At 74.4% G+C, this 24,525-nt stretch carries 23 protein-coding genes, 2 pseudogenes and 1 riboswitch; of the genes and pseudogenes, 10 read left to right on the forward strand and 15 right to left on the reverse strand.

Going from position 1 to position 24,525, the window contains the following annotated elements:
• Positions 1-85 precede the first annotated feature (85 nt).
• The 3 genes and pseudogenes from ACGFMP_RS35550 to ACGFMP_RS35560 form a co-directional block, all read right to left on the reverse strand.
• Positions 86-1,087, reverse strand: a complete 1,002-nt coding sequence (locus tag ACGFMP_RS35550; protein WP_393677975.1) for an MBL fold metallo-hydrolase — start codon at positions 1,085-1,087, stop codon at positions 86-88.
• Positions 1,088-1,170: 83 nt separating this feature from the next.
• Positions 1,171-2,385, reverse strand: coding sequence for an aminotransferase class I/II-fold pyridoxal phosphate-dependent enzyme (locus ACGFMP_RS35555; RefSeq protein ID WP_393677977.1), 1,215 nt, complete (start codon positions 2,383-2,385; stop codon positions 1,171-1,173).
• A gap of 96 nt (positions 2,386-2,481) precedes the next feature.
• Positions 2,482-3,194, reverse strand: a pseudogene (locus ACGFMP_RS35560) (HAD family hydrolase).
• Here ACGFMP_RS35560 and ACGFMP_RS35565 point away from each other — a divergent pair.
• Positions 3,193-4,665, forward strand: coding sequence for a bifunctional phosphatase PAP2/diacylglycerol kinase family protein (locus tag ACGFMP_RS35565; RefSeq protein ID WP_393677979.1), 1,473 nt, complete (start codon positions 3,193-3,195; stop codon positions 4,663-4,665). The pseudogene ACGFMP_RS35560 and the gene ACGFMP_RS35565 overlap by 2 nt on opposite strands.
• 61 nt (positions 4,666-4,726) lie before the next feature.
• Here the strand turns inward: ACGFMP_RS35565 and ACGFMP_RS35570 are convergent, their stop codons facing one another.
• Entirely contained in the window at positions 4,727-5,164 is a 438-nt protein-coding gene (locus tag ACGFMP_RS35570) for an SseB family protein (RefSeq protein ID WP_393677981.1), read from the reverse strand.
• A gap of 151 nt (positions 5,165-5,315) precedes the next feature.
• On the opposite strand from ACGFMP_RS35570, the gene ACGFMP_RS35575 reads away from it, so the two are divergent.
• Positions 5,316-5,921 (forward strand): GNAT family N-acetyltransferase, encoded by a 606-nt coding sequence (locus ACGFMP_RS35575; RefSeq protein WP_393677983.1) that lies wholly within the window; start codon positions 5,316-5,318, stop codon positions 5,919-5,921.
• A 99-nt stretch (positions 5,922-6,020) separates the two neighbouring features.
• Here ACGFMP_RS35575 and ACGFMP_RS35580 read toward each other — a convergent pair whose 3' ends face one another.
• Both ACGFMP_RS35580 and ACGFMP_RS35585 read right to left on the reverse strand, forming a co-directional pair.
• Positions 6,021-7,091, reverse strand: coding sequence for an RNA ligase (ATP) (locus ACGFMP_RS35580; protein WP_393677985.1), 1,071 nt, complete (start codon positions 7,089-7,091; stop codon positions 6,021-6,023).
• Positions 7,092-7,286: 195 nt separating this feature from the next.
• A complete protein-coding gene (locus ACGFMP_RS35585) occupies positions 7,287-9,341 on the reverse strand; it encodes a DUF5107 domain-containing protein (RefSeq protein ID WP_393677987.1) in 2,055 nt (684 codons plus the stop codon).
• A 239-nt stretch (positions 9,342-9,580) separates the two neighbouring features.
• Here ACGFMP_RS35585 and ACGFMP_RS35590 point away from each other — a divergent pair, with 239 nt between their 5' ends.
• The 3 genes from ACGFMP_RS35590 to ACGFMP_RS35600 all read left to right on the forward strand — a co-directional run bounded on the left by ACGFMP_RS35590 (position 9,581) and on the right by ACGFMP_RS35600 (position 11,515).
• Positions 9,581-10,357, forward strand: coding sequence for a maleylpyruvate isomerase N-terminal domain-containing protein (locus ACGFMP_RS35590; protein ID WP_393677989.1), 777 nt, complete (start codon positions 9,581-9,583; stop codon positions 10,355-10,357).
• A gap of 206 nt (positions 10,358-10,563) precedes the next feature.
• A complete protein-coding gene (locus ACGFMP_RS35595) occupies positions 10,564-11,067 on the forward strand; it encodes a hypothetical protein (protein WP_393677991.1) in 504 nt (167 codons plus the stop codon).
• Between the two features lie 10 nt (positions 11,068-11,077).
• Positions 11,078-11,515, forward strand: a complete 438-nt coding sequence (locus tag ACGFMP_RS35600; protein WP_393677993.1) for an ankyrin repeat domain-containing protein — start codon at positions 11,078-11,080, stop codon at positions 11,513-11,515.
• 36 nt (positions 11,516-11,551) lie between these two features.
• On the opposite strand, the gene alc is transcribed toward ACGFMP_RS35600, so the two are convergent.
• The 3 genes from alc to ACGFMP_RS35615 form a co-directional block, all read right to left on the reverse strand.
• Positions 11,552-12,778: an allantoicase gene (gene alc, locus ACGFMP_RS35605; protein WP_393677995.1), complete on the reverse strand. Its 1,227-nt coding sequence runs from the start codon at positions 12,776-12,778 to the stop codon at positions 11,552-11,554.
• Between the two features lie 78 nt (positions 12,779-12,856).
• Positions 12,857-13,795 (reverse strand): LysR substrate-binding domain-containing protein, encoded by a 939-nt coding sequence (locus ACGFMP_RS35610; protein WP_393677997.1) that lies wholly within the window; start codon positions 13,793-13,795, stop codon positions 12,857-12,859.
• A gap of 118 nt (positions 13,796-13,913) precedes the next feature.
• A complete protein-coding gene (locus ACGFMP_RS35615) occupies positions 13,914-14,915 on the reverse strand; it encodes an AraC family transcriptional regulator (RefSeq protein ID WP_393677999.1) in 1,002 nt (333 codons plus the stop codon).
• Between the two features lie 190 nt (positions 14,916-15,105).
• Here ACGFMP_RS35615 and ACGFMP_RS35620 point away from each other — a divergent pair, with 190 nt between their 5' ends.
• Together ACGFMP_RS35620 and ACGFMP_RS35625 are read left to right on the forward strand one after the other, a co-directional pair.
• On the forward strand, positions 15,106-15,612 hold the full coding sequence (locus tag ACGFMP_RS35620) for a DUF1772 domain-containing protein (RefSeq protein WP_393678001.1): 507 nt from the start codon (positions 15,106-15,108) through the stop codon (positions 15,610-15,612).
• Between the two features lie 30 nt (positions 15,613-15,642).
• Positions 15,643-15,728, forward strand: a riboswitch (ZMP/ZTP riboswitch).
• A 62-nt stretch (positions 15,729-15,790) separates the two neighbouring features.
• Positions 15,791-16,948 (forward strand): phosphoribosylaminoimidazolecarboxamide formyltransferase, encoded by a 1,158-nt coding sequence (locus tag ACGFMP_RS35625; protein WP_393678003.1) that lies wholly within the window; start codon positions 15,791-15,793, stop codon positions 16,946-16,948.
• A 40-nt stretch (positions 16,949-16,988) separates the two neighbouring features.
• Here ACGFMP_RS35625 and ACGFMP_RS35630 read toward each other — a convergent pair.
• Together ACGFMP_RS35630 and ACGFMP_RS35635 are read right to left on the reverse strand one after the other, a co-directional pair.
• Positions 16,989-17,851, reverse strand: a pseudogene (locus tag ACGFMP_RS35630) (crotonase/enoyl-CoA hydratase family protein).
• A 26-nt stretch (positions 17,852-17,877) separates the two neighbouring features.
• Positions 17,878-18,456: a helix-turn-helix domain-containing protein gene (locus tag ACGFMP_RS35635; RefSeq protein ID WP_393678005.1), complete on the reverse strand. Its 579-nt coding sequence runs from the start codon at positions 18,454-18,456 to the stop codon at positions 17,878-17,880.
• Positions 18,457-18,527: 71 nt separating this feature from the next.
• Between ACGFMP_RS35635 and ACGFMP_RS35640 the strand changes: the two genes are divergently transcribed.
• From ACGFMP_RS35640 to ACGFMP_RS35650, 3 genes are all read left to right on the forward strand, one after another.
• The gene (locus ACGFMP_RS35640) at positions 18,528-19,238 is read left to right on the forward strand and encodes an AzlC family ABC transporter permease (protein WP_393678007.1); all 711 of its coding nucleotides are present in this window, start codon (positions 18,528-18,530) and stop codon (positions 19,236-19,238) included.
• A complete protein-coding gene (locus tag ACGFMP_RS35645; RefSeq protein WP_393678009.1) occupies positions 19,235-19,558 on the forward strand; it encodes an AzlD domain-containing protein in 324 nt (107 codons plus the stop codon). The genes ACGFMP_RS35640 and ACGFMP_RS35645 overlap by 4 nt, the downstream gene beginning before the upstream one ends.
• A gap of 144 nt (positions 19,559-19,702) precedes the next feature.
• Positions 19,703-20,803: a phosphatidylinositol-specific phospholipase C domain-containing protein gene (locus tag ACGFMP_RS35650; protein WP_393678011.1), complete on the forward strand. Its 1,101-nt coding sequence runs from the start codon at positions 19,703-19,705 to the stop codon at positions 20,801-20,803.
• A gap of 82 nt (positions 20,804-20,885) precedes the next feature.
• Here the strand turns inward: ACGFMP_RS35650 and ACGFMP_RS35655 are convergent, their stop codons facing one another.
• From ACGFMP_RS35655 to ACGFMP_RS35670, 4 genes are all read right to left on the reverse strand, one after another.
• Positions 20,886-21,275 (reverse strand): nuclear transport factor 2 family protein, encoded by a 390-nt coding sequence (locus ACGFMP_RS35655; RefSeq protein ID WP_393678013.1) that lies wholly within the window; start codon positions 21,273-21,275, stop codon positions 20,886-20,888.
• 188 nt (positions 21,276-21,463) lie between these two features.
• Positions 21,464-22,390 (reverse strand): L,D-transpeptidase family protein, encoded by a 927-nt coding sequence (locus tag ACGFMP_RS35660; RefSeq protein ID WP_393678015.1) that lies wholly within the window; start codon positions 22,388-22,390, stop codon positions 21,464-21,466.
• 127 nt (positions 22,391-22,517) lie between these two features.
• Complete coding sequence (locus ACGFMP_RS35665) at positions 22,518-23,210, reverse strand: alpha/beta fold hydrolase (RefSeq protein WP_393678016.1); 693 nt, start codon at positions 23,208-23,210, stop codon at positions 22,518-22,520.
• Positions 23,211-23,428: 218 nt separating this feature from the next.
• A complete protein-coding gene (locus ACGFMP_RS35670) occupies positions 23,429-24,445 on the reverse strand; it encodes a thaumatin family protein (protein WP_393678018.1) in 1,017 nt (338 codons plus the stop codon).
• Positions 24,446-24,525 lie beyond the last annotated feature (80 nt).

Raw genomic sequence — 24,525 nt, forward strand, 5'->3', positions numbered from 1 at the left:
CGGTGTCCCGCCGGCCGGCCGCGTCCGCAGCCGGCCGTGTTCGTCCTTCCCGGCCGACCCGGGAGGGGGTCGGCCGGGGCGGCGCTCAGGCCGGCTGCCGGCGGGTGAGGCGGCGCGAGGCGCCGACCGGGAGGTCCCACAGGGCGTCGCGGGGCAGCGCCGCCGCGGACCAGGCGGCCCGCAGCCGGGTGAGGGGTTCGAGCGGCGGCTCGCTGGAGAGCAGGAAGGTCGCCCAGTGCATGGGCGCCATCGCCGCCGCGCCGAGGTCGAGGAAGGCCTGGACCGCCTCCTCGGGATCCGTGTGGACCGCGCGCAGCAGCCGCCGCGGCGCGTACGCGCCGATCGGCAGCAGCGCCAGGTCGATGCCGGGATGGGCGCGGCCGATGTCGGTGAAGCAGTTGCCGTAGCCGGTGTCGCCCGCGAAGTAGATCCGCGGCCCCGCCGGGTCGGTGAGGACCCAGCCGCCCCACAGCGAACGGCAGCTGTCGGTGAGGGTGCGCCGGCTCCAGTGGTGCGCGGGCACGAAGTCGAAGCGGACGCCGCCGATCTCGGCGGCCTCCCACCAGTCCAGCTCCGTCACCCGGGTGAAGCCGCGGCGGCGGCACCAGGCTGCGAGGCCGGCCGGTACCAGCAGCGCGGTGTCCCGGGGCAGCCGGCGCATGGTGGGGGCGTCGAGGTGGTCGTAATGGTTGTGGCTGATGACGACCGCGTCGACCGGCGGCAGCTTCTCCCAGGGCACGCCCACCGGCGTGATTCTGGCCGGGGTGCCGGGGATGCGGCGCGACCAGACCGGGTCGGTCAGCACGGTCAGGCCGCCGACGCTGATCACCCAGCTGGCGTGCCCTGCCCAGGTCACCCCGGCGGTTCCGGGGCGCGGTTCCGGCAGCGGGCCGGGATCGACCGGCAGCAGCGGCACCTGGCGCAGGGTGTGGGCGGGCGGGCGGACGACGCACTCGCGGACCGTGCGGACCAGGGTGCGCAGCCCGGGCAGCGGTTCTGTGAGCCGGTCGGCGAAGGACCTGGGCCAGGCGCGGCGCTCGCCGGTCGGGCGGGGGCCGGCCAGGATCCGTTCGCTCTGGTCGGTCATCGGGAACTCCGTCCGTGCGCTCCGTGCGGTCCGTGCTCCGAGGTCTGAAGGTCGCGGCACCGGCGCGACGCCTCGAACGTAAGTCAGCCGGCCGGGCCCCGCGATCCCAGGTCGGCCGAACCGCTGACCACGTCGGGGCCGGTCAGGGCGCCGAAGGCGGCGGTGAGCGCGTCCAGCGCCGCCGCCACATGGGGGACGGCGAGCGGGTCCGCCGCGGCCAGCGTCGTACGGCGCTCGCTCTCGGTGCTGCCGTGCAGGGCGCCGGTGGTGATCCTCACCCGGGGCACCGCCGGGTCGTCGCCGAAACGGTGGCCGCCGGGCACCGGCCTGCCCAGTGCCGCGGTGAGGCGCTCCTCGACCGCCGCCGCGTCGAGGTCGGGGTTGCGCAGCATCGGGTAGATCTGGAATCCGGCCCGCGGTGGCCGGCAGACCGCGCCGGTGCCGGTGACCGCCCGGTACGCGGCGGCGGCCGTCCTGGCGTGCAGGCGGGTCGCGGCGGCGGCGAGTTCCGTGACCTCGGGCGGCTCGCTGAGCACGTACGCGGTCGCGGCCGCGACCGGTGCGGGCAGCACGGCACGCAGCGTCGCGAGCGCCGCGGCGGTGCGCCGGCGCCAGGCGCTGCCGTGCGCCGTCGCGGGGAATCGGGCGAGCGCGACGGGCACACCGGCGGGCACCAGCGTGGCGCCGAGGTCGGTGAGGACGACCGTGTGGTCGGGCAGCATCTCGGCGGGGCTGAGCAGCACGGTGTCGCGGTGGTGCAGGGTGTCGGAGTAGGTCTCGTCGGAGACGATCTGCAGCCCTGCCTCCGCCGCCGCCTCGCAGGTCTCGTGCAGCAGCTCAGGCGCGGTCACCGTGCCGGTGGGGTCGTCGGCCGCCGACAGCACGAGCAGCCGCGGGTCGGCGCCGGCCGCCCTGGCCCTGCGGACCGTCTCCAGCAGCGCGAACGGGTCGGGCACCCCGCCGCCCTCGGGCGCGCTGCGTACCGCGTGCACCGGCCTGCCGAGCAGCGCGGCGACCGGTGCCTGCCAGGCGGGCGCCGGGCGGGCCAGCACCGGGTCGCCGCCGACGGCGGCGAGCAGCGCCAGCAGCAGCGGCTCCGCGCCGGGGGCGGCCAGCACCTGGTCGGGGCCGCTCCGCATGCCGCGCCGGGTGAAGTAGCCGCAGGCCGCGTCGAGCAGCCGCTCACCACCGCCCGCCGCTTCCGTGCCGGGAGCGGTCGCGGACAGGTGCGCATGCCAGTGCACGGGAACCGGCAGGCCTGGTTCCGGCCTGAGGTCGTACGGCAGGCTGATCGGCATTGCGCACCTCCGGTGGTAGGCGCCACGTGTGCCCACCTTCCCCCGCCGCGCGCCTTCCCGCACCAGCAGCGCCCCGCGGCGGGCGCGCGGGCCGGGTCAGCCCTGGAGCAGCGCCGGGAGGTCGCGCATGTCGTCGAAGACGGTGGTGCCGTCGCCCTCGAGGAGGTGCGCCGGGGTCAGGCCGCCGCAGTAGCCGTAGGCGCGCATGCCCGCCGCTCGGGCCGCGGCGACACCGTAGGGGCTGTCCTCCACGACCGCGCACCGGGACGGGTCGACGCCGAGGGTGCGGGCCGCGTGCAGGAAGAGGTCGGGCGCGGGTTTGCCGCGCGCGACGTCGGCGGCGCTGAAGATCCGGCCGGCGAAGCGGTCGTGAAGCCCGGTCAGACCGAGGGTGTGCCGCAGGCCGCGGTGGCCGGTGCTCGATGCGACGCAGACCGGCAGGGTGAGTGCGTCGAGCGCTTCGACGATGCCGTCGACCGGCGTCAGGTCGGTCTCGAAGGCCTCGCGGTAGCGCTGCCGCCAGCGGGTGTCCCAGCCGTCGGGCAGCGGGCGCCCGGGTGCGCGGAGATGTCGGCGGCCATGTCGGCGAAGGAGCGGCCCACGAAGCGCTCCACGACCTCGTCCCGCGACAGCGGCCAGCCGAGGTCGGCCAGCATGAGCACGTCGATCCCGACGGCGATCTTCTCGCTGTCCACCAGTACGCCGTCGCAGTCGAAGACGACCAGGTCCGGGGGGTCGCGGCGGGCGGCGTTCACCCGGAGAGCGTACAGCGCGCGTGCGCAGCCCGGCACAGGGTAACCGGCAGGCATGGCATACCCCTGGAAGAGCTGGGACACGGCGCTTTTCGCCGAGGTGGCGGGACGGCACTGGCCGGGCGCGGAGCCCGTGCTGCCACGGCTCAGCCGGGCGGCGAACCATGGCCGGCTGTGGGGCGCGGTCGCGGTGGGCATGGCGGTGGCGGGCGGCCGGGACGGCCGGCGTGCAGCGCTGCGCGGCATCGGATCGCTGGCGCTTGCGTCACTGACCGTCAACACGGTGGGCAAGGGGGCGGTCCGGCGGACCAGGCCGCTGCTCGACGCCGTTCCGGTGATAAGGCGGCTGCACCGGCAGCCGGTCACCTCGTCCTTCCCCTCGGGGCACTCCGCGTCGGCGGCCGCCTTCGCGGTCGGTGCGGCGATGGAGTCGGCCGGCTGGGGGGCCGCGGTGGCGCCGCTGGCGGCGAGCGTGGCCTTCTCCCGGATCTACACCGGAGTGCACTACCCGAGCGATGTGCTGGTCGGCTGCGCGCTGGGAGTGGGCGCCGCGCTGGCCGTGCGGGCGCTGCTGCCGCCCGCGCCCGGCACGCCGCGGTCGGGGCCGGCCGCGACGGTGCCCTCGCTGCCGGGCGGCCGCGGGCTGCAGGTCGTGGTGAACGCCGCCTCGGGCCCGCCGCCGCTGCTGACCACGCCCGAGGTGCGGATCGCCGCGGCGCTGCCGGAGGCCGAGGTCACCGAGTGCACCGAGGACGACGACCTGGCCGAGACGCTGGAGAAGGCCGCGAGGACCGCGGTCGAGATGGGCGGAGCGCTGGGGGTGTGCGGCGGCGACGGCACCGTGCGGCTGGCCGCGGCGATCGCCATACGGCACGGGCTGCCGCTGGCGGTCTTCCCCGGCGGGACCCGCAACCACTTCGCGATCGACATGGGCTGCAGCACGGTCGAGGACACCGCGGCCGCGGTGCTCGAACAGCGGGCGGCGGCGGTGGACGTGGCCCGCACCACCGTGCTCGACACGCCGGACGGGACTGCGGAGCCCTACCTCAACACCTTCAGCCTCGGGTCCTACCCGGACCTGGTGCGGGTGCGGGAGCGCTGGTCGCGGCGGGTCGGGTCGTGGCCGGCGAGCGTGCTGGCGGCGGTGCACGTGCTGCGGACCTGCGAGCCCGTGGACATCGAGATCAACGGCAGGGCGCGCTCGGTGTGGCTGCTCTTCGCCGGGAACTGCCGCTATTCGAGCGTGGGGCTCGCGCCGGTGCGGCGGCGCGACCTGGCCGACGGGCGGCTCGACGTGCGGATCGTGGACGGCGGGCCGTTCGCCAGGACACGGCTGCTGGGCGCCGCCCTGACCGGGGTGCTGACCAGGTCGCCGGTCTACGAGGCGGCGACGGTTCCGCGGCTGCGGGTCCGGGTGCCGGGCGCCGGCGTCCACCTGGCCTGCGACGGCGAGGTGGCCCCCGCACCGCAGGAGCTGCTGCTCGACAAGGCGCCCGGCGGCCTGGTGGCCTACCGCGGCCGGCGCTGAACAGGAAACCGGCCGGGCCGCGGGACTCCCCCGCGGCCCGGCCGGTGTGGTCCCGCTCCGGTCAGTTGCTGCCGTTGGGGCCGCCGACCAGGCCGGCCAGGGCGCGTACGCCCTCACCCGAGATGCTCAGCGCGTCGGCGTTGCCGGTGTCGATCGAGAGGATCAGCTCGTCCGACGGCCAGGCGCCGCTGAGCGCCGCCAGCTGGACCAGCCGGTAGCGGTTGGTCGACGGCAGCGCCTCGGCCATCCGCGTCTCCGAGGTGAAGACGGGGACCAGCTGCCTGCCGTCGTCCTGCTCGTAGACCGGCAGCTGGATCTCCCGGGGCAGCTCTGCGCCCTCCACTCCCTCCGGGTACTCCTCGACGGCCGGCACGGGCAGCAGCACCTCGCTGATCGCCAGGGTGCTGAGCGCGATGACGTTCTCACTGCCGGTCGCGATCTCGTGCAGCGCGCGCTGCGCGGGGGGCAGGGCGCCGTTGGGGCTGATGTCGTCGGTCATCGCTTCTGTGTCCTCTCGCCGCGGGGGCCCGTCCTGCGGGTACGGTCGGTCTTGGCTGAACCCGGCGCGTACCCATCCACCGGCGAACCATGCCGTCCGGACCGTGAAACGGCGTTGACCAGGCCCGTACCCGGCCGGTTAACGTGCGCGCATGGTCGCCAGGAACCCCGCACCCACCGTCCTCGAAGGCCGCCACGTCCGGCTGGAACCGCTGGACCCGGCCGCCCACGCCGCCGCGCTGTTCGCCGCAGGCGGCGGGGACGAGGAGCTGTGGCGCTGGCTGCCGGTGGAGCCGCCGCGCACCGTGGACGAGATACGCGACCTCGCGGGCAGGGTCGCCGCCGCCTGCGAGGCCTCGGGCGGGCTGGCCTTCGCGGTGGTCGGCCAGGCCGGCGGGCAGGCCGTCGGCTGGACCACCTACAGCGATGTGAGCACCGTCGACGAGCGGCTGGAGATCGGCTGGACCTGGTACGGGCGGGCCCACTGGCGTACCGCGGTCAACACCGAGGCGAAGCTGCTGCTGATGGGCCACGCCTTCGAGGACCTGGGCTACGGCCGGATCTGCTGGAAGACCGACCTGCTCAACACCAGGTCGCAGCAAGCCATCGCGCGGCTCGGCGCGGTCCGCGAGGGGGTGTGGCGGCGGCACCGGCTGCGGTCGGACGGGGTGACGTGGCGGGACAGCGTCTTCTTCTCGATGCTGGCCGACGAGTGGCCGGACGCGCGGCTGCGGCTGCGCGCCCGGCTGGCGGGCTGACGGCGGGCGGCCCGGCAGCCCCGGGGTCTGCCGGGGGCGGGCGGACCTCCGGCCGCGGGGAGGCCGGGGGCTCCGGGGCGAAGGGACCGCCCGGGGACGTCACTCGTACTCGGTGCCGCCCTTGCGGGTCAGATAGGCGTCCCCGACCACCTTGGCGATGGCCCGGCCGCCGATGACCGAGCTGTAGGCGCCGTCGGCGGTGCGTACGACGACGCCCTCGCGTATGTGCGCGCCGTGCCCCGAGACGGTCTCGCGGCCCTGGGCCAGTTCGAGCACCAGGTCCAGGTCGAAGGGGCCGTGGTGGAGGCGCGGCACCAGTGGCAGCTCGCCGGCAGGCAGCAGGTCCGCCGGGTCGAGCCAGGTCAGCCGGCCGCCGATCTCCGCGCACACGTCGAAGGCCGCGTAACCGGGGACTTCGCGGCGGGCGTCGACCCCGTAGCCGAGGTCCTGCACACCGCTGCCGTAGACCTCGCCGTAGATGCCGATCCTGGTCGCGCCGAGCCTGCCGGCCAGGTCCGCGGCGATCCGCGGCAGGCCGTGGCCGTGCACGGCACGCCAGTAGAGATTGCCGGGCGCCTCGATGAGGGCGAGGTGCTGCGAGCCGAGGCCCTTGGAGCTGACGTGGACCACGCCGGTGCCGGCGAGGTAGGTCAGGCAGCAGGCCGTGCCGTGCAGCTTCTCGGTGACGGTGACCAGGTCGCCGGCCGCGAAGATGTCCGGGTGGCGTTTGAGGTTCTCGATGTCGATCCACGGCAGCAGGTCGGGCGCGGACTCCACCTCGCCGCTCATCGAGACCGGCACCGGAGGCACCCACTTGGTGACACCGAGGCGCTCGGCGAAGTCCTCGTCGGCGGCCGAGGCGCGCTCCAGGTCGGTGCCGTCCAGGGCGGCAGGGCGGCACACGATGCCCTGGGACAGCTCCCCGCGCAGCCGTACCGCCTTCACGCGGTTCGCCGCGCCGCCTGCCAGTCGCCCGGTGAGGCCGAGTTCGGCGATCAGCGGGTCGGGCAGCACCGCCTGCTCGGGGATGTACACCGCGAACTCCCCGGTGCGGTAGGCCCCCTTGGCGACCACCGCGCGATACAGGCCGACCTGTGCGAGCTCCAGCGCATCGGCGTTCGGGTGCTCCACGATGGTGAGCTGCTCGGCGGTCACGCGCAGTGTGGACATGGCTGTCCCCTTCCCCCGACTCCCCCGTCGGTCCGGCGATCACCCCCTGACCGGGGACGCAGTGACCACTGTCGCGGCCCGCGCGCGGGTCGGGCCACCGGTTTAACCGGCCCGCTCGGCCGCTCCTACCGCTGCGACGGTCGCAGGCCCGACCGGCCGCGGGCCCGGCCGGTCGCAGGCCCGACCGGCCGCAGGTCAGCCCTCCGGGCGCATCAGGAAGTCGTATCGGGCCGGCAGCGGGTGCTCGGTCCTGGCCGCGGCGCGCACCGCGTCGGTGACCTCCCCGTCGCCGGCCAGCAGGCGTTCGGCGACGGCATACCAGGTCGCGCTCAGCTCCTCGGCGCCCTCCCACAGGTCGGCGACGACGATCCCGGCGTCCAGCAGGGCACGGGCGGCCGGTGCGTCCCCGCGGGCGAGCGCGGTACGGGCGCGCAGCAGCCGGATCCTGCCGTCGTCCTGCGATTCGGTGCCGCCCAGGGCGGGCTCGGCGAGAAGCCGGGCGGCGTCGGCGGTGCGGCCCGCGGCGAGCAGGACGGGCACGGCCTCGACGAGCAGTGCGCGCTGCGCGGTGCGCGCACCCGGTCCGTACAGCTCCGCCGTGGTGCGAAGGCAGTCCCAGGCCCGGGTGTAGCGCTCGGCGGCCTGCTCGGTCCTCCCGTCCGCGCTGTCGGCGACGGCCAGTGCGCGATGGGTCCAGGGCGAGGGGTGGGCCGCCGAAGACCGCTCCCAGCTGCGCACCGCCTGCGCCCGGTCGTCGGCGGCCCACTGGGCGATGCCGAGGTAGTAGTCCAGGAACCACTCGTTGCCCGGGTAGGTGTCCGCGGACTCCAGCAGTTCGCGCCACTGGGGCGAGACCAGGCACGGCCCTGGCAGGGCGCCCGCGACGGGCCGGGGGAAGACGCCGGCAAGCAGCAGTTCCAGCCAGGGCCGCTGCGGGTCGCCGAGGGTGCCTGCGTCGAACGGGGTGCCAGGCAGCCGGAAGTGGCCGCGCTCGACGTCAAGCGCGCCCCAGCCGGATCCGGTGGCCAGCACGTCCTTGGGGTCGGTGTCGGCGTGCGCGAGCCAGTCGGCGTAGGCGGTGTCGACGGCCGCGCGGGGCAGCGCCTCCTCCAGCCGGGCCGCGGCCTCGGCTCGGGCGGCGGCCCAGTCCTCGGCGTGCACCAGGTCCGGGTCGGCGCTGAGCGGGCCGTAGGCCTCCAGCCAGGACAGGTCGGTGTCGGCGGGCATCGGGATGTGCTCGAACTGGGTGCGGGCCAGACCCGCCTGGATCTCCAGATAGCCGCCGGTGCCCGGCTCGGTGAGCCATTCCTGCCAGCGCCGGCCGCCGCGGCCGCGGCCCCACACGAAGACCTTCCGGCCGCGCAGCAGATCGCTGGACGTCTGGACCAGGCCGTGGCCTTCGCCGTCGAGTGCGGTGATCCAGCGGCGGTCGTCGCCACGGATGTCGAGGAAGTAGTCGGCGGGGAGCTGCGAGCCGGCCGGATAGCTGACGTCGGGGCCGCCGGGCTCCGCGACGGGCAAGGGGACCTGGCGCAGGACGCGGCGGTGCCCGAAGTGCCAGGCGGCCTCCGCCGGGGCCAGCACGCGGGTGCGGTCGGTCTCGGGAACCGCGGCGTTGGACCACCAGTAGGCCGGAACGGTGCGGTCGTGCGGATTGCGGACCCGGATGCCCACGTAGAGGAAGTCGGAGTCCTCCGGCAGCCACAGGTCGATCTGGAAGGCCAGGTCGCGCAGCCGCTCCCACTCCCACATGCGCAGCATCTCGCCGCCGTCCGGCGCGGGCACCCGGCCGGCGTGCAGCGGGGCGCAGGTGTGCGCGGCGTGCCCGGTGGCGCCGAGGTTCCATTCGACCCCGCCGGAGAACCAGGCGCCTGCCAGCGCGAAGTCGGCCGGCTGGAACACCGGGTTGCGGTAGAGCAGTTCCCTTCCGGTGGGTTTGTGGAGCAGCGAGTACAGCCGGCCGCCGAGCCCTGGCAGCACAGTGGCGCGCAGCCTGCTGTTCTCGATCACCAGGGCATCCAGGACGGCCGGTTCGCGGTCCCGCCCGTAGCCGTCGAGCAGCGGCGCCGGGAGCACCGTCCGCAGCTGGGCGTAACCGATCTGCCGCACCATGTCGGCGGGCAGCCCTTCGAGGTCGGCCGGGTCGATCCGGTGCAGCTCGCCGTGCGGGCGCAGCGCGGGCAGCGGGTTCTCCGGTCCGAGCGGGGCAGCCGGAATGCTCACCTGAGTACTGCGCACGGTCGTAGCCAAGGCCACCTCATCCGGTTCGTCGGGTACGGGCCGGCCGCCGGGGTGCGGCGGGCCGTCGTCGGGTGTGCGGGACTGACGCGACTGACGATCACCATGGAACAGCCTTCGCCGCCCCCTGAACAGGCCCCGCTCCACTCAGGGTTGGGCAAAACTGCCGTAATCGGCCGCCGGGGCGCCGGCCGTGCCGGACCCGCCCGAGAGCGGGTTGCTTGTCGGTGTTCGCTGCTACAACGGAGCCCATGACGACTTCGCCGGTGCCGCGGTTCGATGAATGGCTCGATCTGATCGAGGAGCGGTCCGCCGCACTGCGGTCCGTGGCGAGCAAGTCTCCGGCGGATGCCAGGATCCCGGCCTGCCCTGACTGGACGGTGACCGATCTGCTGGCGCACGTCGGCGGATTGCAGCGTTTCTGGGCGGCCGCAGTCACGGCCGGCCCCGCGCCCCGGCCGCCCGCCGACGCGGAGGTGCCGGACCGCGCGCCGGCCGGTGACCTGCCGGAGTGGTCGGCGCGCTCCACCGCGGTTCTGCTGGGCGCGCTGCGCACCGCGGGTGCGGACGCTCCGTGCTGGACCTGGTGGGCGGACTCGGGCGGCGCCTCGACCGCGGGAACGGTGGCCAGGCACCATGTGCACGAGGTCGCGGTGCACGTCAGGGACGTCCAGGACGCTGCTGGTGTGCCCGAACCCCTGCCGTCGGGGCCGGCGGTGGACGCTGTCGATGAATTCCTCCATGTCGCTTTCGGTTCGATGGACGGGTGGCCGCAGTCCCCCGTGCGGGTCGCCCTGGTCGCGGACGAGGGCCGGGCCTGGACGCTGATCCTGGACGAGACCGGCGCCTCGGCCGTCCGCAGCGCCGCGGGCGAGGGCAGGCCCGAGGCCGACGCGACACTGTCGGCCCCGGCGAGTGATCTGCTGCTGGCCCTCTACCGCCGGATCCCCTGGGACGACGAGGCCCTGCGGATGACCGGGGATGCCGCCCTCATACGGCAATTGGTGGTCTGGCCGACGCTCCGCTGAGGACGTACCGTCCTGACAGAGGGGTGATGTCCATGTCAGGTCGAGCGTGGCAGGCGGCTGGTGTGACAGGTGGGGCACTGCTTCTGGTCGCCGGATGCGCGTGGGGCGGCCACAAGGACTCGCCGAGAGCGGACGTGCCCACCGCTTCCGCCGGCCCCCCGGTGGGCAGCATCGAACACCCCCGCCCCGTCAACTGCGGTGACGGTATGACTCCGCTGCCCGGCCGAGGACCCGGCTCGACCCGCCCCGCCGGCCACCCCTCGTCACCGCCCGCCTCACGGCCGCCCGCCTCGTCACCGCCCGCCTCACCTTCGTCGCCCGGCCCGGAATGGGATGACGTCACGGTCGGTCCGCTGACCCTTCAGGGTCTGCGCGGGCTGGAAAGCGGCGACCAGGGCGCCCACGCGGCGCACGATTCCGACGGGTGGCACTATCTGATCGCCGCGGCGGTTCGTGACGGCGGGGAGGTGACCGTCACGATCGGCACCGAACAGCGCGCCCGGGCGGGTCTGGAATTCGGCGGCAAGGAGGGCATGGCGCCGGCGCCCTCGGTGGCCTTCCACGGGTGTCCTGACGCGGCGACCAGCTATCTGGGGGCCTTCTTCGTGGCGGGTGACGGCAGGGCGTGCGTGCCGTTGGACATCCGGGTGGGTGACGGCGCGCCGCAACGGGTGGTGATCTCCTTCTTCAACGGCGAGTGCCCTGCATAGTGTGGGCCCCATGACCGAGCCGACCCCCGGGCAGGATTCCGCGCCCGACGCCGAGCACGAGCCCGCCCACGACCCGGAGGTGCTCCAGCTCGCCGCTCAGGTCTTCGACCTGGCCCGCCTGGGCGACACCGCGAAGCTCGCCGCCTACATCGACGCCGGAGTCCCGGCGAATCTGACCAACGACCGCGGCGACACGCTGCTGATGCTCGCCGCCTACCACGGCCACGCGGACACCGTCAGGGCGCTGCTCCAGCGTGGCGCGGAAGTCGACCGGGCCAACGACCGCGGCCAGACCCCGCTGGCCGGCGCCGTCTTCAAGGGCGAGCGCGAGGTGGTCGGCGCCCTCGTCGAGGGCGGCGCCGACCCGGCGGCCGGTGCACCCTCGGCGGTGGACACGGCCCGGCTCTTCGGCAAGGACGACCTGCTCACCCTTCTCGGCGCCGGCTGACCCGGCCGGGCGGCGGGACCCCGCTCCCGGTCAGGGTCAGGTGATGGCCGCCGTACGAAGCGCGAGCCGGTCCGCGCCCTGCTCGGTCAGCGACCCGTGCAGCCGCAGCCGGGCTATCCCGCCATCGGGAAAGATGTCGATCCTGACGTGGGTGGCAGGCCTGGGCTCGACCAGGAAGCGGTGGACCGTGTCGGGTTGGAGCCGCACCCGGTCCAGCAGCCGGACCCAGTCGGCGCCCCCTGTGGCACTCCGGCCCCCGGGCTCGATCCCCGCCGCCCCTGCGACTCCCCCTGCGTCCCTGACCCACAAATCCGCCCAGCCCGCCGCATTGCCCTTGAGACAGCCGGTGTCGATCTCGACGGCGCGGATCTCGCCCTGCTCCACCAGCCGATAGCTGATCCAGTCGTGCCCGCTGTCACGACGCCGCCGGGTCTCCCAGCCGTCGTCCATCTTCTGCGAGCGGCCGGGCAGGATGGTGTGCTCGGGCGGTGAGTAGAAGCGGTCGGAGGCGTCCTCCACCGCCCCGCCGTTCTCCAACGCCACCAGGTCGAACGTCCCCAACCCCGCCAGCCACGCCGGATCGGGCACCACCTCGCCCAGTACCCGCAGCCGCGCAATCCCGCCGTCCGGATGCTGGCGGAGCCTCACATGGGTGAAGCGGCGCTCCACATGGACGGCGAAGGCGTTCTCCGCGTGGCCGCCGACGGCGCTCCGCGCTATCAGCCCGGTCCAGCGGAGCGCCGGATCCAGCAACTCCGCGGGCGACGCCGACGGTGACACCGCGACCGCCTCCACCGACACGGCGTGGGGGTGATTGCCCCGGAAATGCGCGGTGTCGACCACGACCGCGCGGATCACCCCCGGCGTCCCCAGCCGGATCAGCGCCCAGTCGTGGTCGGTCGGGTCAGGATGCGGGACCTGCGCGGAGGCACCGCGCCGCCGCCTGGTCTCCCAGCCGTCCATGATCTTGCCCTTGTGCCCGAACCGCTCGGGGTCGAAGACAGCAGGCCCCCTGATCAGCAGATTCTCCCGCTCGGCGAAGAACTCGTCATTCGCCGCGATCACTCCTGCGCCGAGCCTGCGATCGGCCAGGTCCGTGAGTCCCGCGAACCGTGACAGGACCTGGTCCGTACGCCGATAGTCCGCGAACGGATTGCCTCCCGCATAAGGGGGCGCGTCCCCCGTGAAGGACGTCAGCGCCGTCGAGGTCGCCCCCGCATCCGTGCCCGCACCCGCACCCGCACCCGCCGCTGACAGCGTCATCGTCGTCCGCCTCTCCCGCCTGCTCCGATCTCCTGTCCTCCACTCTCCGCCTCCCCCACCGTTCACGTCCATCGAAACTTACTGAACAGACCTTTCAGTTGAGCTGTACAGTGGGTCGAGGTCAGCGGCCTGCCGCAGCGCCTCCAGCGTCCGCCGCAGCAGCGGCGCGTCCTGCGCCCCGCCGCGTACCGCCCCGACGATGCGCCGCCGCGGCCGGTCGGCGTCGAGCGCCCGGACCACGACCTCCTGCCGCAGCCCGCCCGCGGTGGCCATCCGCGGCACGAGCGCGATCCCCATCCCGGCCGCGACCAGCGAGAAGATGGCCGGCCAGTCCGCCGCCGCGTGCGCCTGCTCCGGCACGAACCCGGCGTCCGCGCAGGCCGCGAGGGTCAGGTCGTGCCACGGGCCGCGGCTGCCGAAGATCCACGGCTCCTCGGCGAACTGCGCCAGCCGCGGCGCGGGCGCCGCCGCCAGCGGGTGGCCGGGCGGCAGCGCGATGTCGAGCGGGTCGGTGAGCAGCGGGAAGAGCACGAAGCGCGGGTCCCCCGCGGTGGGCGCGTCCACCGCGAGCGACACCGCGAGATCGACGTCCCCCGCGGCCAGCCGCTCATAGGCCTCGGCGGCCTCGGCCTCCCGCACCGAGACGGTGATGCCGGGCGAGCTGCGGCGCAGCAGCGCAGCGGCAGGGACCACGAGCCGGGTGATCGCGGTGGCGATGGTCCCGACCCGCACCACGCCCGCCTCGCCCTGCGCCCAGCCGTCGATCTCGGCGCCGGCGCGTTCGAGCTGCGCGAAGACGATCTCGGCGTGCCTCAGCAGGACGTGCGCTGCCCCGGTGAGCCGGATACCGCGGCCGCGCGCCTCGATGACAGGCGTGCCGACCTGCCTCGACAGGGCGGCCAGCTGCTGCGACACCGCCGAGGGCGTCATCCGCAGCGCTCCCGCGGCGGCCGTGACGGTTCCCGTGTCGTGCACCGCGCGCAGGATCGACAGTTTGCGGAGGTCCCATTCCTTCATGCAGCCAGCCTAAACATTCACCGCCGGAATGTTCGCACCCTCCGCAGGGATTCGCGGGGGCAGCCGCGGCGTCGGCCGGCGCGGTCCTGCGGCCTCGGTGGCAGGGGGCCGCATGGGCCTACGGGGCCACCGCGGTGCGCTCCCTGTGCTGCTGCGGGCTGACCCCGCGGACCCGCTTGAAGGCCGCGCTCAGTGCGAAAGGGCTGCCGTAGCCGACCCTGCGGGCGACGGAGGCGACGGTGGCGTCCGGCTCGCGCAGCAGGTCGGCGGCCAGGGCGAGCCGCCAGCCGGTCAGATAGGCCATCGGCGGCTCGCCGACCAGCTCGGTGAAGCGGCGGCCGAGCGCTGCCCGCGACACGCCCGTCCTGGCGGCCAGGCCCGCGACCGTCCAGGGGTGTGCGGGGTCGTCGTGCAGCAGCCGCAGCGCGGGGCCGACGACCGGGTCGCCCTGGGCGGCGTACCAGGCGGGGGCGGCGGCCTCGGGCCGGGCGAACCAGGCCCGCAGCACCGCGATCAGCAGCAGGTCGAGCAGCCGGTCGAGCACCACCTCCTGGCCCGGCTCGTCCCGCACGATCTCCTCGCTCAGCAGCGCGGGCACCGGGCTCGACCAGGCGTCACCGGGCAGGACCAGCACCCGCGGCAGCGCGGAGAGCAGCCGGCTGCTGATCTCGCCCCGCATCTGGTAGGTACCGCTGATCATCACGGCGGACGCGGGCGGCCCGCCGGCGGCCGGACCGCGGGCAGCAGGACCGCCGGGGCCCTCCACCCCGGTCGGGTCGTCCCCCCAGGTCCGCACCCCCAGGTCCATCCGCTCGCACAGCTCGTCGCCGTCGGGATCTGTGGAGACCTGGCCCGGCCTGATGACGATCTGCGGCTCGGTCTCCGGGTCGCCCGCGACGGTGTACGGCTCGGGCCCGCGGATGACGGCGATGTCGCCGGGGCGCAGCTGCCGGGCCCCGGCGTCGTCGGTGCGTATCCAGGCGTCGCCGCGGACCATGTGCACCAGGGTCAGCGGCGCGAGGTCGGCGATCCGCACCGACCACGGCGGGGTGAGGACGGAACGCAGCAGGAAGGCGCCGCGTGCCCGCGGGCCGTCGAGCAGATCGGCCAGTGCGTCCATGGCGACACCCTAGGCGTACCGGCCCGCAGAGTTGGACGGCCGCGTATGGGGATGAGCTTTTCAGCGATGGCGGGGCCGTACCGCGCGCGGATTCACTGAGGCCATGACGCAGAACACCCGCACCGCACCGGCCGGCGCCGGCCACGTCCCCGTACCGGATCCCGCCTCCCGCCCGACCCGAGGAGCTGCCGTGAACGGCGATCTCCGCAGCCTGGTGCTGCTTGCCGCCACCCTCGCCACCGGTCTGATGGCCGGCCTCTACTTCGCCTTCTCCGTCGCGGTGATGCCCGGTCTCGCACAGGCCGGCGACCGTACCTTCGTCGAGGCGATGCAGCGCGTGAACGCGGCGATACTCAACGGCTGGTTCACCCTGGCCTTCGGCGGCGCCCTGGTGCTCGGCGTGCTGGCGGCGGTGCTGCACCGCGGCGGGGAGGGGCGATCCGCACTGCCGTGGATCATCGCGGGCACGGCCCTCTACGCGGTCTCGCTCGTGGTCACCATGGGCTTCAGCGTGCCGCTCAACAACCGTCTGGCGGACGCGGGGGCGCCCGGGCACATCCACGACCTCGCGGCGGTACGCGCCCGATTCGAGTCCGCCTGGGTGCACTGGAACATCGCGCGGACCCTGGCCACCACCGGGGCGCTCGGCTGCCTCGCGTGGGCGATGCGGGTGGCCGGCGGCACCGGCCGCGCGTGATACCCGGACGGTCCCGGCTCCGCTAGAGTCGGTGGCGGTCGCGACTGGCGAGGGTGGACCACCACCGGGGAGCGGCTGTTCGCATCCGTGATGCGTCGACCGCCTGGGCGCCTCCCGTCAACGCAGCCCGTCCGTCCCGCTCCTGCGGGATCCGGGCTCTGACCGAGGAGGCCGGGACATGCAATTGCGTTATGGGACCAACCCTCAGCAGCACACGGCGAGCGCCGCGCCGGTGAGCGCGGGCGCATGGCCGGTGCGGGTGCTCAACGGCGAGCCGTCCTACATCAACCTGCTGGACGCGCTGAGCGGTTGGCAGCTGGTCCGGGAGGCGGCGGAGGCCCTGGGGCGGCCGGCGGCCGCGTCGTTCAAGCACGTGTCGCCCGCGGGCGCCGCGCTCGCGGGCCCGCTCGACCCGGCCACCGCCGCCCTCTACCGCACGGACCCCGAGGCGGGCGCGCTGACCAGTGCCTACGTACGCGCCAGGGACGCCGATCCGAAGTCCTCCTACGGCGACTTCGCCGCGGTGTCGCATCCGGTGGACGAGGAACTGGCGGCGCTGCTGGCCCACGTGGTCTGCGACGGGATCGTGGCGCCCGGCTACGCACCGGGCACGGTGGCCGCGCTCGGCCGGAAGAAGAAGGGCCGCTTCCTGGTGCTCGAGGCGGACCCCGGCTTCGTTCCGCCGCCGCAGGAGGAGCGCGAGGTGCACGGGCTGCGGCTGACGCAGCAGCGGGACGACGTGCCGCTGCACGCGTCGCTGCTCGACGACGTGGTGTGCGGCGATCCGCTGCCCGCAGCGGCGGTGGAGGATCTGCTGCTGGGGCTCGCCGTGGTGCGCTACACCCAGTCCAATTCGGTGTGTTACGTACGCGGCGGGGTCACCCTCGGCATCGGGGCGGGGCAGCAGTCGCGGGTGGACTGCACACGGCTGGCGGGGGCGAAGGCCGACAGCTGGTGGCTGCGGCGGCATCCGGCCGTGTCGGCCCTGGACTTCGTGCCGGGGATACGCCGCCAGGACCGCGTCAACTGGCACGTGCGCTTCATCGAGGGCGACATGACCGCCGACGAACGCCGCCGTTTCGCGGACGCGTTGGCCGCGCCCGCCGACTTGCTCGACGACGCGCGGCGCCGGGAGTGGGGCGCCCGGTTGACCGATGTCGCCTTCGCCTCCGATGGCGCCCTGCCTTTCCGTGACAACGTCGACCACGCGGCCCGCCACGGTGTGCGCTGGATCGCCGAGCCCGGCGGCTCCATCCGATCGGGTGATGTGGCGGAGGCCTGCCGCGAGCACGGCATCACGCTGGCCCGCACCAGGCTGCGCCTCTTCCGCCATTGATCCGGCCGCTGGCCGGCGCGGGTCCCGCGGGCCGCGCCGGTCAGCCGCCGAAGGCCCCGTGCCGCCCCTCGCCCGCCGCGAAGCGGGCGGCGCCCCGCGCCGCCTCGGCGAGCGAGATCCGGCCGTGGGCCCACTCCACGGCCAGGGCGGCGTCTTCCGCCAGGCCCTGCTGCTCCAGCAGGGCGAGGCGGTCGTGCCGCAGGCAGGTCTGCGGGAAGGCGGCGATCTCGGCCGCGAGCCGCTCGGCGGCGGCGCGAGCGGTGCCGTCGGGGACGACGCGGTCGGCGAGGCCGATGGCCAGTGCCTCCGCCGCGTCCACCGGCCGGTGAGGACCAGGTCCATGGCGCGGCCCGCGCCGATCAGCCGGGGCAGTCGTACGGTGCCGCCGTCGATCAGGGGCACACCCCAACGGCGGCAGAAGACCCCGAAGACGGCGGACTCCTCGACGACCCGCAGGTCGCACCACAGGGCCAGTTCGAGACCGCCCGCCACCGCGTGGCCCGACACGGCCGCGATGACCGGCTTGCCGAGCCGCATCCTGGTCGGTCCCATCGGACCGTCGGCCTGTGCGGCGTCGCCGGCGTCACCGGGGTCCGTGGCCGCACCGGAACCCGCGGCGTGACCGGGGCTGTTCACGTCGGTGACGCGATTGCCGTGGTCGGTGCCGATGGCCTTGAGGTCGGCGCCGGCGCAGAAGGTGCCGCCCTCGCCCCAGAGCACCGCGACCGCCGCTTCCTCGTCTGCGTCGAAGGCGCGGAAGGCGTCGGCGAGTGCCCGCGCCGTGGGGCCGTCGACGGCATTGCGGGCGGCGGGCCGGGACAGCACCACGGTGGTCACCGCGCCCTTGTGCTCGGTCCGCACGGTCGGCTCAGGCCCGTCCTCGGGTCGCGTCGGCTGCGGCATGGCGGCGGCTCCGTCCGGTCGGCGGGTCAGCGGTGTTCCTGCACGAGCACCGCCAGGGTGTCCGGTTCCAGTGCCCGGAAGACGTGGGCGATGTCGCCTGGATAGGCGACGTAGTCACCGGGGGCGAGTTCGACCGGGTCCTCCGCGATGCCGACCAGGGCACGGCCGGTGCTCAGCACCACGTGCTCGACGACGCCCGGCATGTGCGGGTCGGACTCGCGGGCGGTGCCGGGCTGGGCGGAGACCAGGTAGATGTCGCGCCTGGTGTGGGGCGGCGAGGAGGCGAGCAGCGTGGCGACGTAGTCCGCGCGTTCGGCGGCGAAGGCGGGTCCCTCGCCCGCCCTGATGACCTGCACCCGGGGGCGGGGCGGCTCGACGAGCTGGGCGAAGGGCACATCGAGGGTGACGCTGAGCGCCCACAGCGTCTCCACGCTCGGGTTGCCCGTGCCGGATTCCAGCTGGGACAGCGTCGACTTGGCGATGCCCGCGCGGCGGGCGACCTCGGCGAGCGACAGGCCCGCGCGGCGCCTCTCGCGCTGGAGCGAGGCCGCGATGACGGCGAGCGGGGGGCCGCCGGGGGAGCTCTCGTCGTGTGGCACATCCACTCCTTCGTTCGCTGGAGAAGTCGATCCGTTCGCCTTGACGAACGACCCAACGGTGTTCAGTATAGGCGGCGATGCGTTCGATATGGCGAACAAGACGGGTCCTCACGCACGGTCTGGCGCGGGACATCGCGCTGGTGTGCGCCGCCGACGCGGTGGTCGGCATGTCCTTCGGTGCGATCGCGGTCGGGCTCGGCCTGCCGGTGTGGCTGCCGATGCTGCTGTCTGTCGTCGTCTTCGCGGGCGCCGCCCAATTCCTCTTCGTCGGCCTGGTGGCCGCCGGCGGCAGTCCGGTCGCCGCCGTCGCCGCCGGGCTGCTGGTGAACGCCCGCCATGTGCCGTTCGGCTTCGCGGTGGGCGACGTCTTCGGCACCGGGTGGCTGCGGCGGATCGTCGGCAGCCACCTGATGGTGGACGAGACGGTCGCCTTCACCCTGGCCCAGCACGACCCGGCGCGGCGGCGTACGGCCTACTGGCTCTGCGGGACGGGACTCTTCATGAGCTGGAACGCCGGTGTGGTGGTGGGCGCTTACGGCGGCCGGGCGGTGGGCGACACCGACGCCCTCGGGCTCGACGCCGCCTTCCCCGCGGTGCTGCTCGCCCTGCTGCTGCCGTCGCTGAGGACGGGGCGGACCCGCAGGGCCGCACTCGCGGGGGTGCTCATCGCGCTGGCGGCGACCCCCTTCCTGCCCGCGGGCCTGCCGGTCCTGCTCGCACTGGCCGGGGTCGCGGCCGCCGGAAGGACGCGGCCCGGACGGGGCGCCGACGGCGGGGGGCCGCGATGAGCAGCGGGGCCGAACTGGTGGCCGCCACGGCGGTCCTGGGCGCGGGCACCTTCGCCTTCCGCTTCGCGGGTCCCGTGCTGCGCTCCCGAATGACGCTGCCGGGCCGGGCGGAGCGACTGCTGGAGGTCGCGGTGGTGGTGCTGCTCGCCGCGCTGGTCGCGACGTCGGCGCTGACGGACGCCCACACCTTCGCAGGGCCCGCCCGGCCCGCCGGGGTCGCGGTCGGCGCGCTCAGCGCATGGCGCGGAGCACCCTTCCTCGTCGTGGTGGTCGCGGCTGCGGCGACCACCGCCGTGCTGCGGCTGATCGGCGCGCCCTGAGCGCCGGGAGGCCCACCGCGCGGCAATGTGGCCGAACTCGGAGGTGACAGCAGGAATGCAGGCCGTGTTACGTGTCATGTCTCCGTCGCTTCATACGCGGACGTCACCGTCCTGACGGAGAGCCACCCCCACAGGAGGACACACGTGACCGGCCCGCTGACCCGCCGCCTTTCGCTCCGCCCGCGCGCCACCGCGCGTACCGCACTGCTCGGCACGCTCGCCGCCTGCCTCGCCTTCACCGTCGCAGGCCCCGGCGGCGGCAACGCATCGGCCGCCGACACCAATGCGCTGCCGCTGTCCGGCTCCACCATGTCCGGGCTGCACAACACCTACGACCCCGCCTCCTTCAGCTACCTCGCGCAGGCGCTCGACACGGGCACGTCGATGATCGAACTCGACGTGTGGGACGACTTCTTCACCCAGGAGTGGAAGGTCAGCCACTCCAACCCGACCGGCAACGGCAACAACTGCGTCAACGCGTCCAGCGCCGCCCAGCTCTACACCGGCGGGGCCAACAAGAACCTGGAAAGCTGCCTCGACGACGTGCGGGTCTGGCTCGGCGCGCACCCCGGGCACGGGCCGCTGATCATCAAGCTGGAGATGAAGGCGGGCTTCCAGGCCACCTTCGGGATGAGCCCGGCCAAGCTCGACCAGTCCATCAGCGCACACCTGGGCAACCTGGTGTTCAAGCCGAACGACCTGCTGAACAAGCCGGGCGGCGGGCAGTACGCCACCCTCGACGAGGCTGCGAACGCCGGCAACTGGCCGACCCGCGCGCAGCTCGCGGGCAAGGTGCTGCTGGAGGTCATCCCCGGCACGGTCGAGGAGGCCAACCCCACCGATTCGCTGTGGACCGACCGCGAGTACGCGGGCTACCTGCGGGACCTGCACACCCAGGGGAAGACCGCGCAGGCGAACATCTTCCCCTCGGTCCACAACGCGCAGGCGGGCGACCCCAGGACGCGGTATTCGGACACATCGCTGCGGCCGTGGTTCGTGGCCTTCGACGGTGACGCGGCCACGTACCTGAACGGCAGCATCGACACCGGCTGGTACGACACCCACCACTACCTGCTCTTCATGACCGACTCTCAGAACGTGGCGCCCGCTCTGGACGATGTGAACCCCGCGCCTGCCGACGCGCAGGCCCGGGTCGCCCAACTGGCCACGTCCCACGCGACGGTGGCCTCCAACGACTGGAAGGGCCTGCCGCAGGTCCAGTCGATGGTGCTGCCCCGCGGCTGACCCCCGGCCGGCGGTCCGCCGCCCCCTGACAGCGCCCCGCGGTGGTCGGTCCACCGCGGGGCGCGGTGGCGGTCACGGGGGGCTACGAGTCCGGGCCCGGCCGCCCGCCGGTCGGGCTGAGGTGCACGGCCGCGAGCTTCCAGTCCGCGCCGTCCGCCACGATCATCTGGGTGACGCGGAAATGGCCGTCCGCGTCCCGCCCGTCGTAGATGCTCTGCTGGCCCTGCACGCCCACCGCCACCGCCGCCCGCCCATGCCTGCGGACCGTCACCTCTTCCCAGGTGAAGGCGTCGTGTATCAGCACACCTGAGGCGTACCTGTCGATCCACTGCTTCTTGTCCAGGACGAAGCCCTGCGGACCCACCGCGGTGAAGTCCTCGGTGAGCAGGGCGTCCAGTGCCGTGACATCGCCCAGCCGCTCGGCCTCGGTCCACCGCCGCCCGAAGTCGGCCAGCCCCTGGTCGTCGTCCATGCCGTTGCCTCCAATGCACCTGGGAGAGACGGGCAATCCCTCCTGGTATTGAGACTCCCAAAACGGCGCGGATGTGACATCGACCTGCGGTAGGTCTTCGGTCTACTCCCGCGGTCAGGGGCTGAACCCACATGGCGTACTCCCGCGGGAGTAACCGCCGACGGGCCCCCGGCACGGGCCGGTTGACGCTACGTCGCCAGCGAGCCGCGGTCGCCCATCACGATCACCGGATGGTCGGCGGGCAGCAGGGTGTGCAGCAGGTCGACCATGTGGGCGGCCGAGATGCTGACGCAGCCGTGGGTCGGGCCGCCGTGGTCCACGTGCACCCAGATGCCGCCGCCGCGGCTCCCGCCCAGCGGCTGGGTACCGTCCAGCGGTGACGTGCCGGGAAGGCGGTTGTAGTCGATCGCGATGACGTAGTCGAAGGCCTGGTCGAGGGGTTCGCCGTCGAAGCCGACGCCTCCGGCGCGGAATTTGGCCGAGCGGTGGTAGGGCAGCCGGGTACCGGGGTCGGGGTCGAGACCGCCGGCGTCGCTGAGCGTGAACACCCCGATCGGGCTGTGCAGGTCGCTCTCGTGGTGGTCGGTGGTCCAGCCGCGCAGCGCGTTGTGCGCGGCCCAGGCCTGGCCGGGCTGCCAGCGGCCGGCACCGGTCCTGGTCCACAGGGTGACCACGGTGTCGGAGGAGTTCTTCGCCCGGCCCGAGGCGACGAGCACCTGGCGGGTGGCGGCGGGGATCGCCGCGCGGGTCTTGGGGCCGAGGCCGGTGATCGACTCCACCGAGCCGTCGGGGGTGGCCCTGGGGCTCGCCGCGGCCGGCGGCGCCGCGGCGCCGAGCGGTCCCGCGCCGCGGCCGGGCGCGGCCGTGCTCTCCGCGGCGGCGCTGTCGGCGTGCCGGGTCAGGACCGTGTAGCCGCCGCCCAGCACGGCGATTCCGGCCACGGCGACGGCCAGCACGACCATCGCGCGCCGCCGGCGGCGGGGCCGCCGGTGCCGGTTGCGGCGCTCGCTGTCGGTGTCGCGGCGGGCGCCCGGGTCCGTGCCGGGAGCGGATGGGCGGGCCGGTGCTGGTGCGGGTCGTCGGTCGGCATATGCGTCGGAGGGTGTGGCAGTCATCGGTACGATCCTCGCAAACAACCGGTTCTCATCCGTCACCCAGCCCCCATCTGCGCCCGTTTCATCCCGCGCATTCGTATTTCGTCCGCCGGCGGCCGGGGGCCGGACGACACGCTCCGCGCGTGCGTCAGGCCTCCTCGAGAAGGCGCGCCGCGAGTTCACCCGGACGGCTGAGGGCCGCAAGATGGCCGCCGGGCAACTCCTCGACGTCGATGCCGAGCCGTTCCCGTACGACTTCCCGCTGGAATTCCCGTGGGAAGAAGCGGTCGTCGCGGCCTTGCAGGAAGCGGGTGGGCACGTCCGGCCACGCCGCCAGCGGCCAGGGCTGGGTGAACACGGCGGCGGGCGGCCCGGCCTGGGGAGCGGCCAGTGCCTCCTCGGTCACCGCGGGCGGCACATCGTGGAAGAAGTCGGTCCGCGGGTCGAAGCCTGCGTCGGGGTCCCGACCCGTCGCCTCGGCGTACGCGGATCTGGCCGCGGCCTGTCCGGTGTTGCCCCACCACTCCCCCGCGGTCTCGCCCGGGCGCGGCACCATCGCGTTGACCAGCACGATGCGGTCGACCGGGACGCGGTCGCAGATCAGCGGAGCGGAGAAGCCGCCGAGCGACTGGGCGACCAGGACGACAGGCCCTTCCGGCTCGGGTGCCGCGGCCCGCACGGCGGCGACGATCGCGTCCGCGAACGCGTCGAGCCCCGCCGAGTCCTCGGACGGGAGGTCCACGGTCACCACCGTGTGCCCGTGGTCGCGGAGCAGCGGCACGACCAGGTGCCAGTACCAGGCGCTGCCGTCGGCGCCGGGGACGAGGATGTATGTCGCCATGGCGTCAGACCGTCCCACCGGTGCGGGGGCACCCGGCGGCAGGCCTACGGGCACGGCGGCGCCGCGGAGGGCGTGTGGTCGGGCGGTGGTCGGTCATGGCTCTCCCAACTGTCCCGGCCCAATGTAGGTGTTCGCGCGGGGAGGGCGCTCACCCCGGGGCCTCGCGGTTGCGCTGTGTGGGTGGCCCGCCGCGCGTGTCGCAGCCCTCGGGCGCGCCGTCACGGGGTGGTGCCGAAGGTGATGCGGTAGCCGGCCTCGCCGCGGCTGGTGAAGGTGCTGGTCGCGTCGTCGTCGACGTAGGAGTAGGCGTAGGGCTCGGCCTTCTTGAAGACTGCGGCGTAGTCGACGGGCCAGAGGTCCGGACGGCACTCGGAGCGCGGGGCCCACCGGGCGCGGCAGCAGTACTGGTCGGTGCCGAAGATCCCGCAGGGTGACTCGCAGCCGCCGCCCTTGACGCGGAGGGCGGACGGGCAGTCGACGGGGTGGGTGCAGCCAGCGGCGGAGCAGCCGTCGGCGGAGAGCGGGTCCTTGGTGGTGCCGCCGACGAGGTTGATATACATCGGCAGGTTGGAGCCGTCCACCAGGCTCACGTCGTAGAAGTCCATGCCGTCCCAGGCGTTCAGGTTGAACTCCGCCAGGGTCGCCGGGATCGCTCCGTAGCCGGGGCACTGGAATCTGCCGTCGCAGTCCCCGGTCTCGCAGTGGCCGCGTCCTGCGGCGTCGAAGGTGCAGCCGGTGCGGCCCCAGAAGCGCCCGTTCCAGCGGTCGGGGACGCGGACGCCGAGGGTCTCGCCGGGGCGCAGCACCCAGCCGGTGGTGCCGAGGGCGGGTGCGGCGGTCTGCTCTCCGGACGCCAGCCAGATGGTCTGCCGCATCGTGTTGACGAAGGTGAAGACGCGGGTGCCGGGCTTGGCCACCGGTTTCTTCGCCGTCGCGGGGGTCGTCGCGGGAGCCGTCGCGGGCTTGGGCGTCCGCGTCGCGGTGCGGCCGGCCGACGGGGTCGGTGTGGCGTGGTGTGCGGACGGTGTGAGCGGCGGCCTGCCCGCCGTGGACGGGGCGCCCGGCGGGGACGTCACCGCGGCGGGCGACGCTCCGGGTGGCCCCGCGGCGGTCGCGCCGCCGCCGCTCTGGCGCGCCACCACGACGAACGCGGCCACGCACAGGGCGGCGACGGCCAGTGCCACCAGGCCCAGCACTCCCGGCCGCCGCCCCCGATGCCGTCCCCTGCTTCCCATCCGCGCCGCCTCCCGTGCCCGCCGGCGTACTTGCCGCCGGTCCGTTCAGGAGACCCGCGCGGGCGGGTGCGGATAACAGG

Origin of the sequence: Streptomyces sp. NPDC049040 (genome assembly GCF_043197715.1) — a bacterium.
Lineage (GTDB): Bacteria > Actinomycetota > Actinomycetes > Streptomycetales > Streptomycetaceae > Actinacidiphila.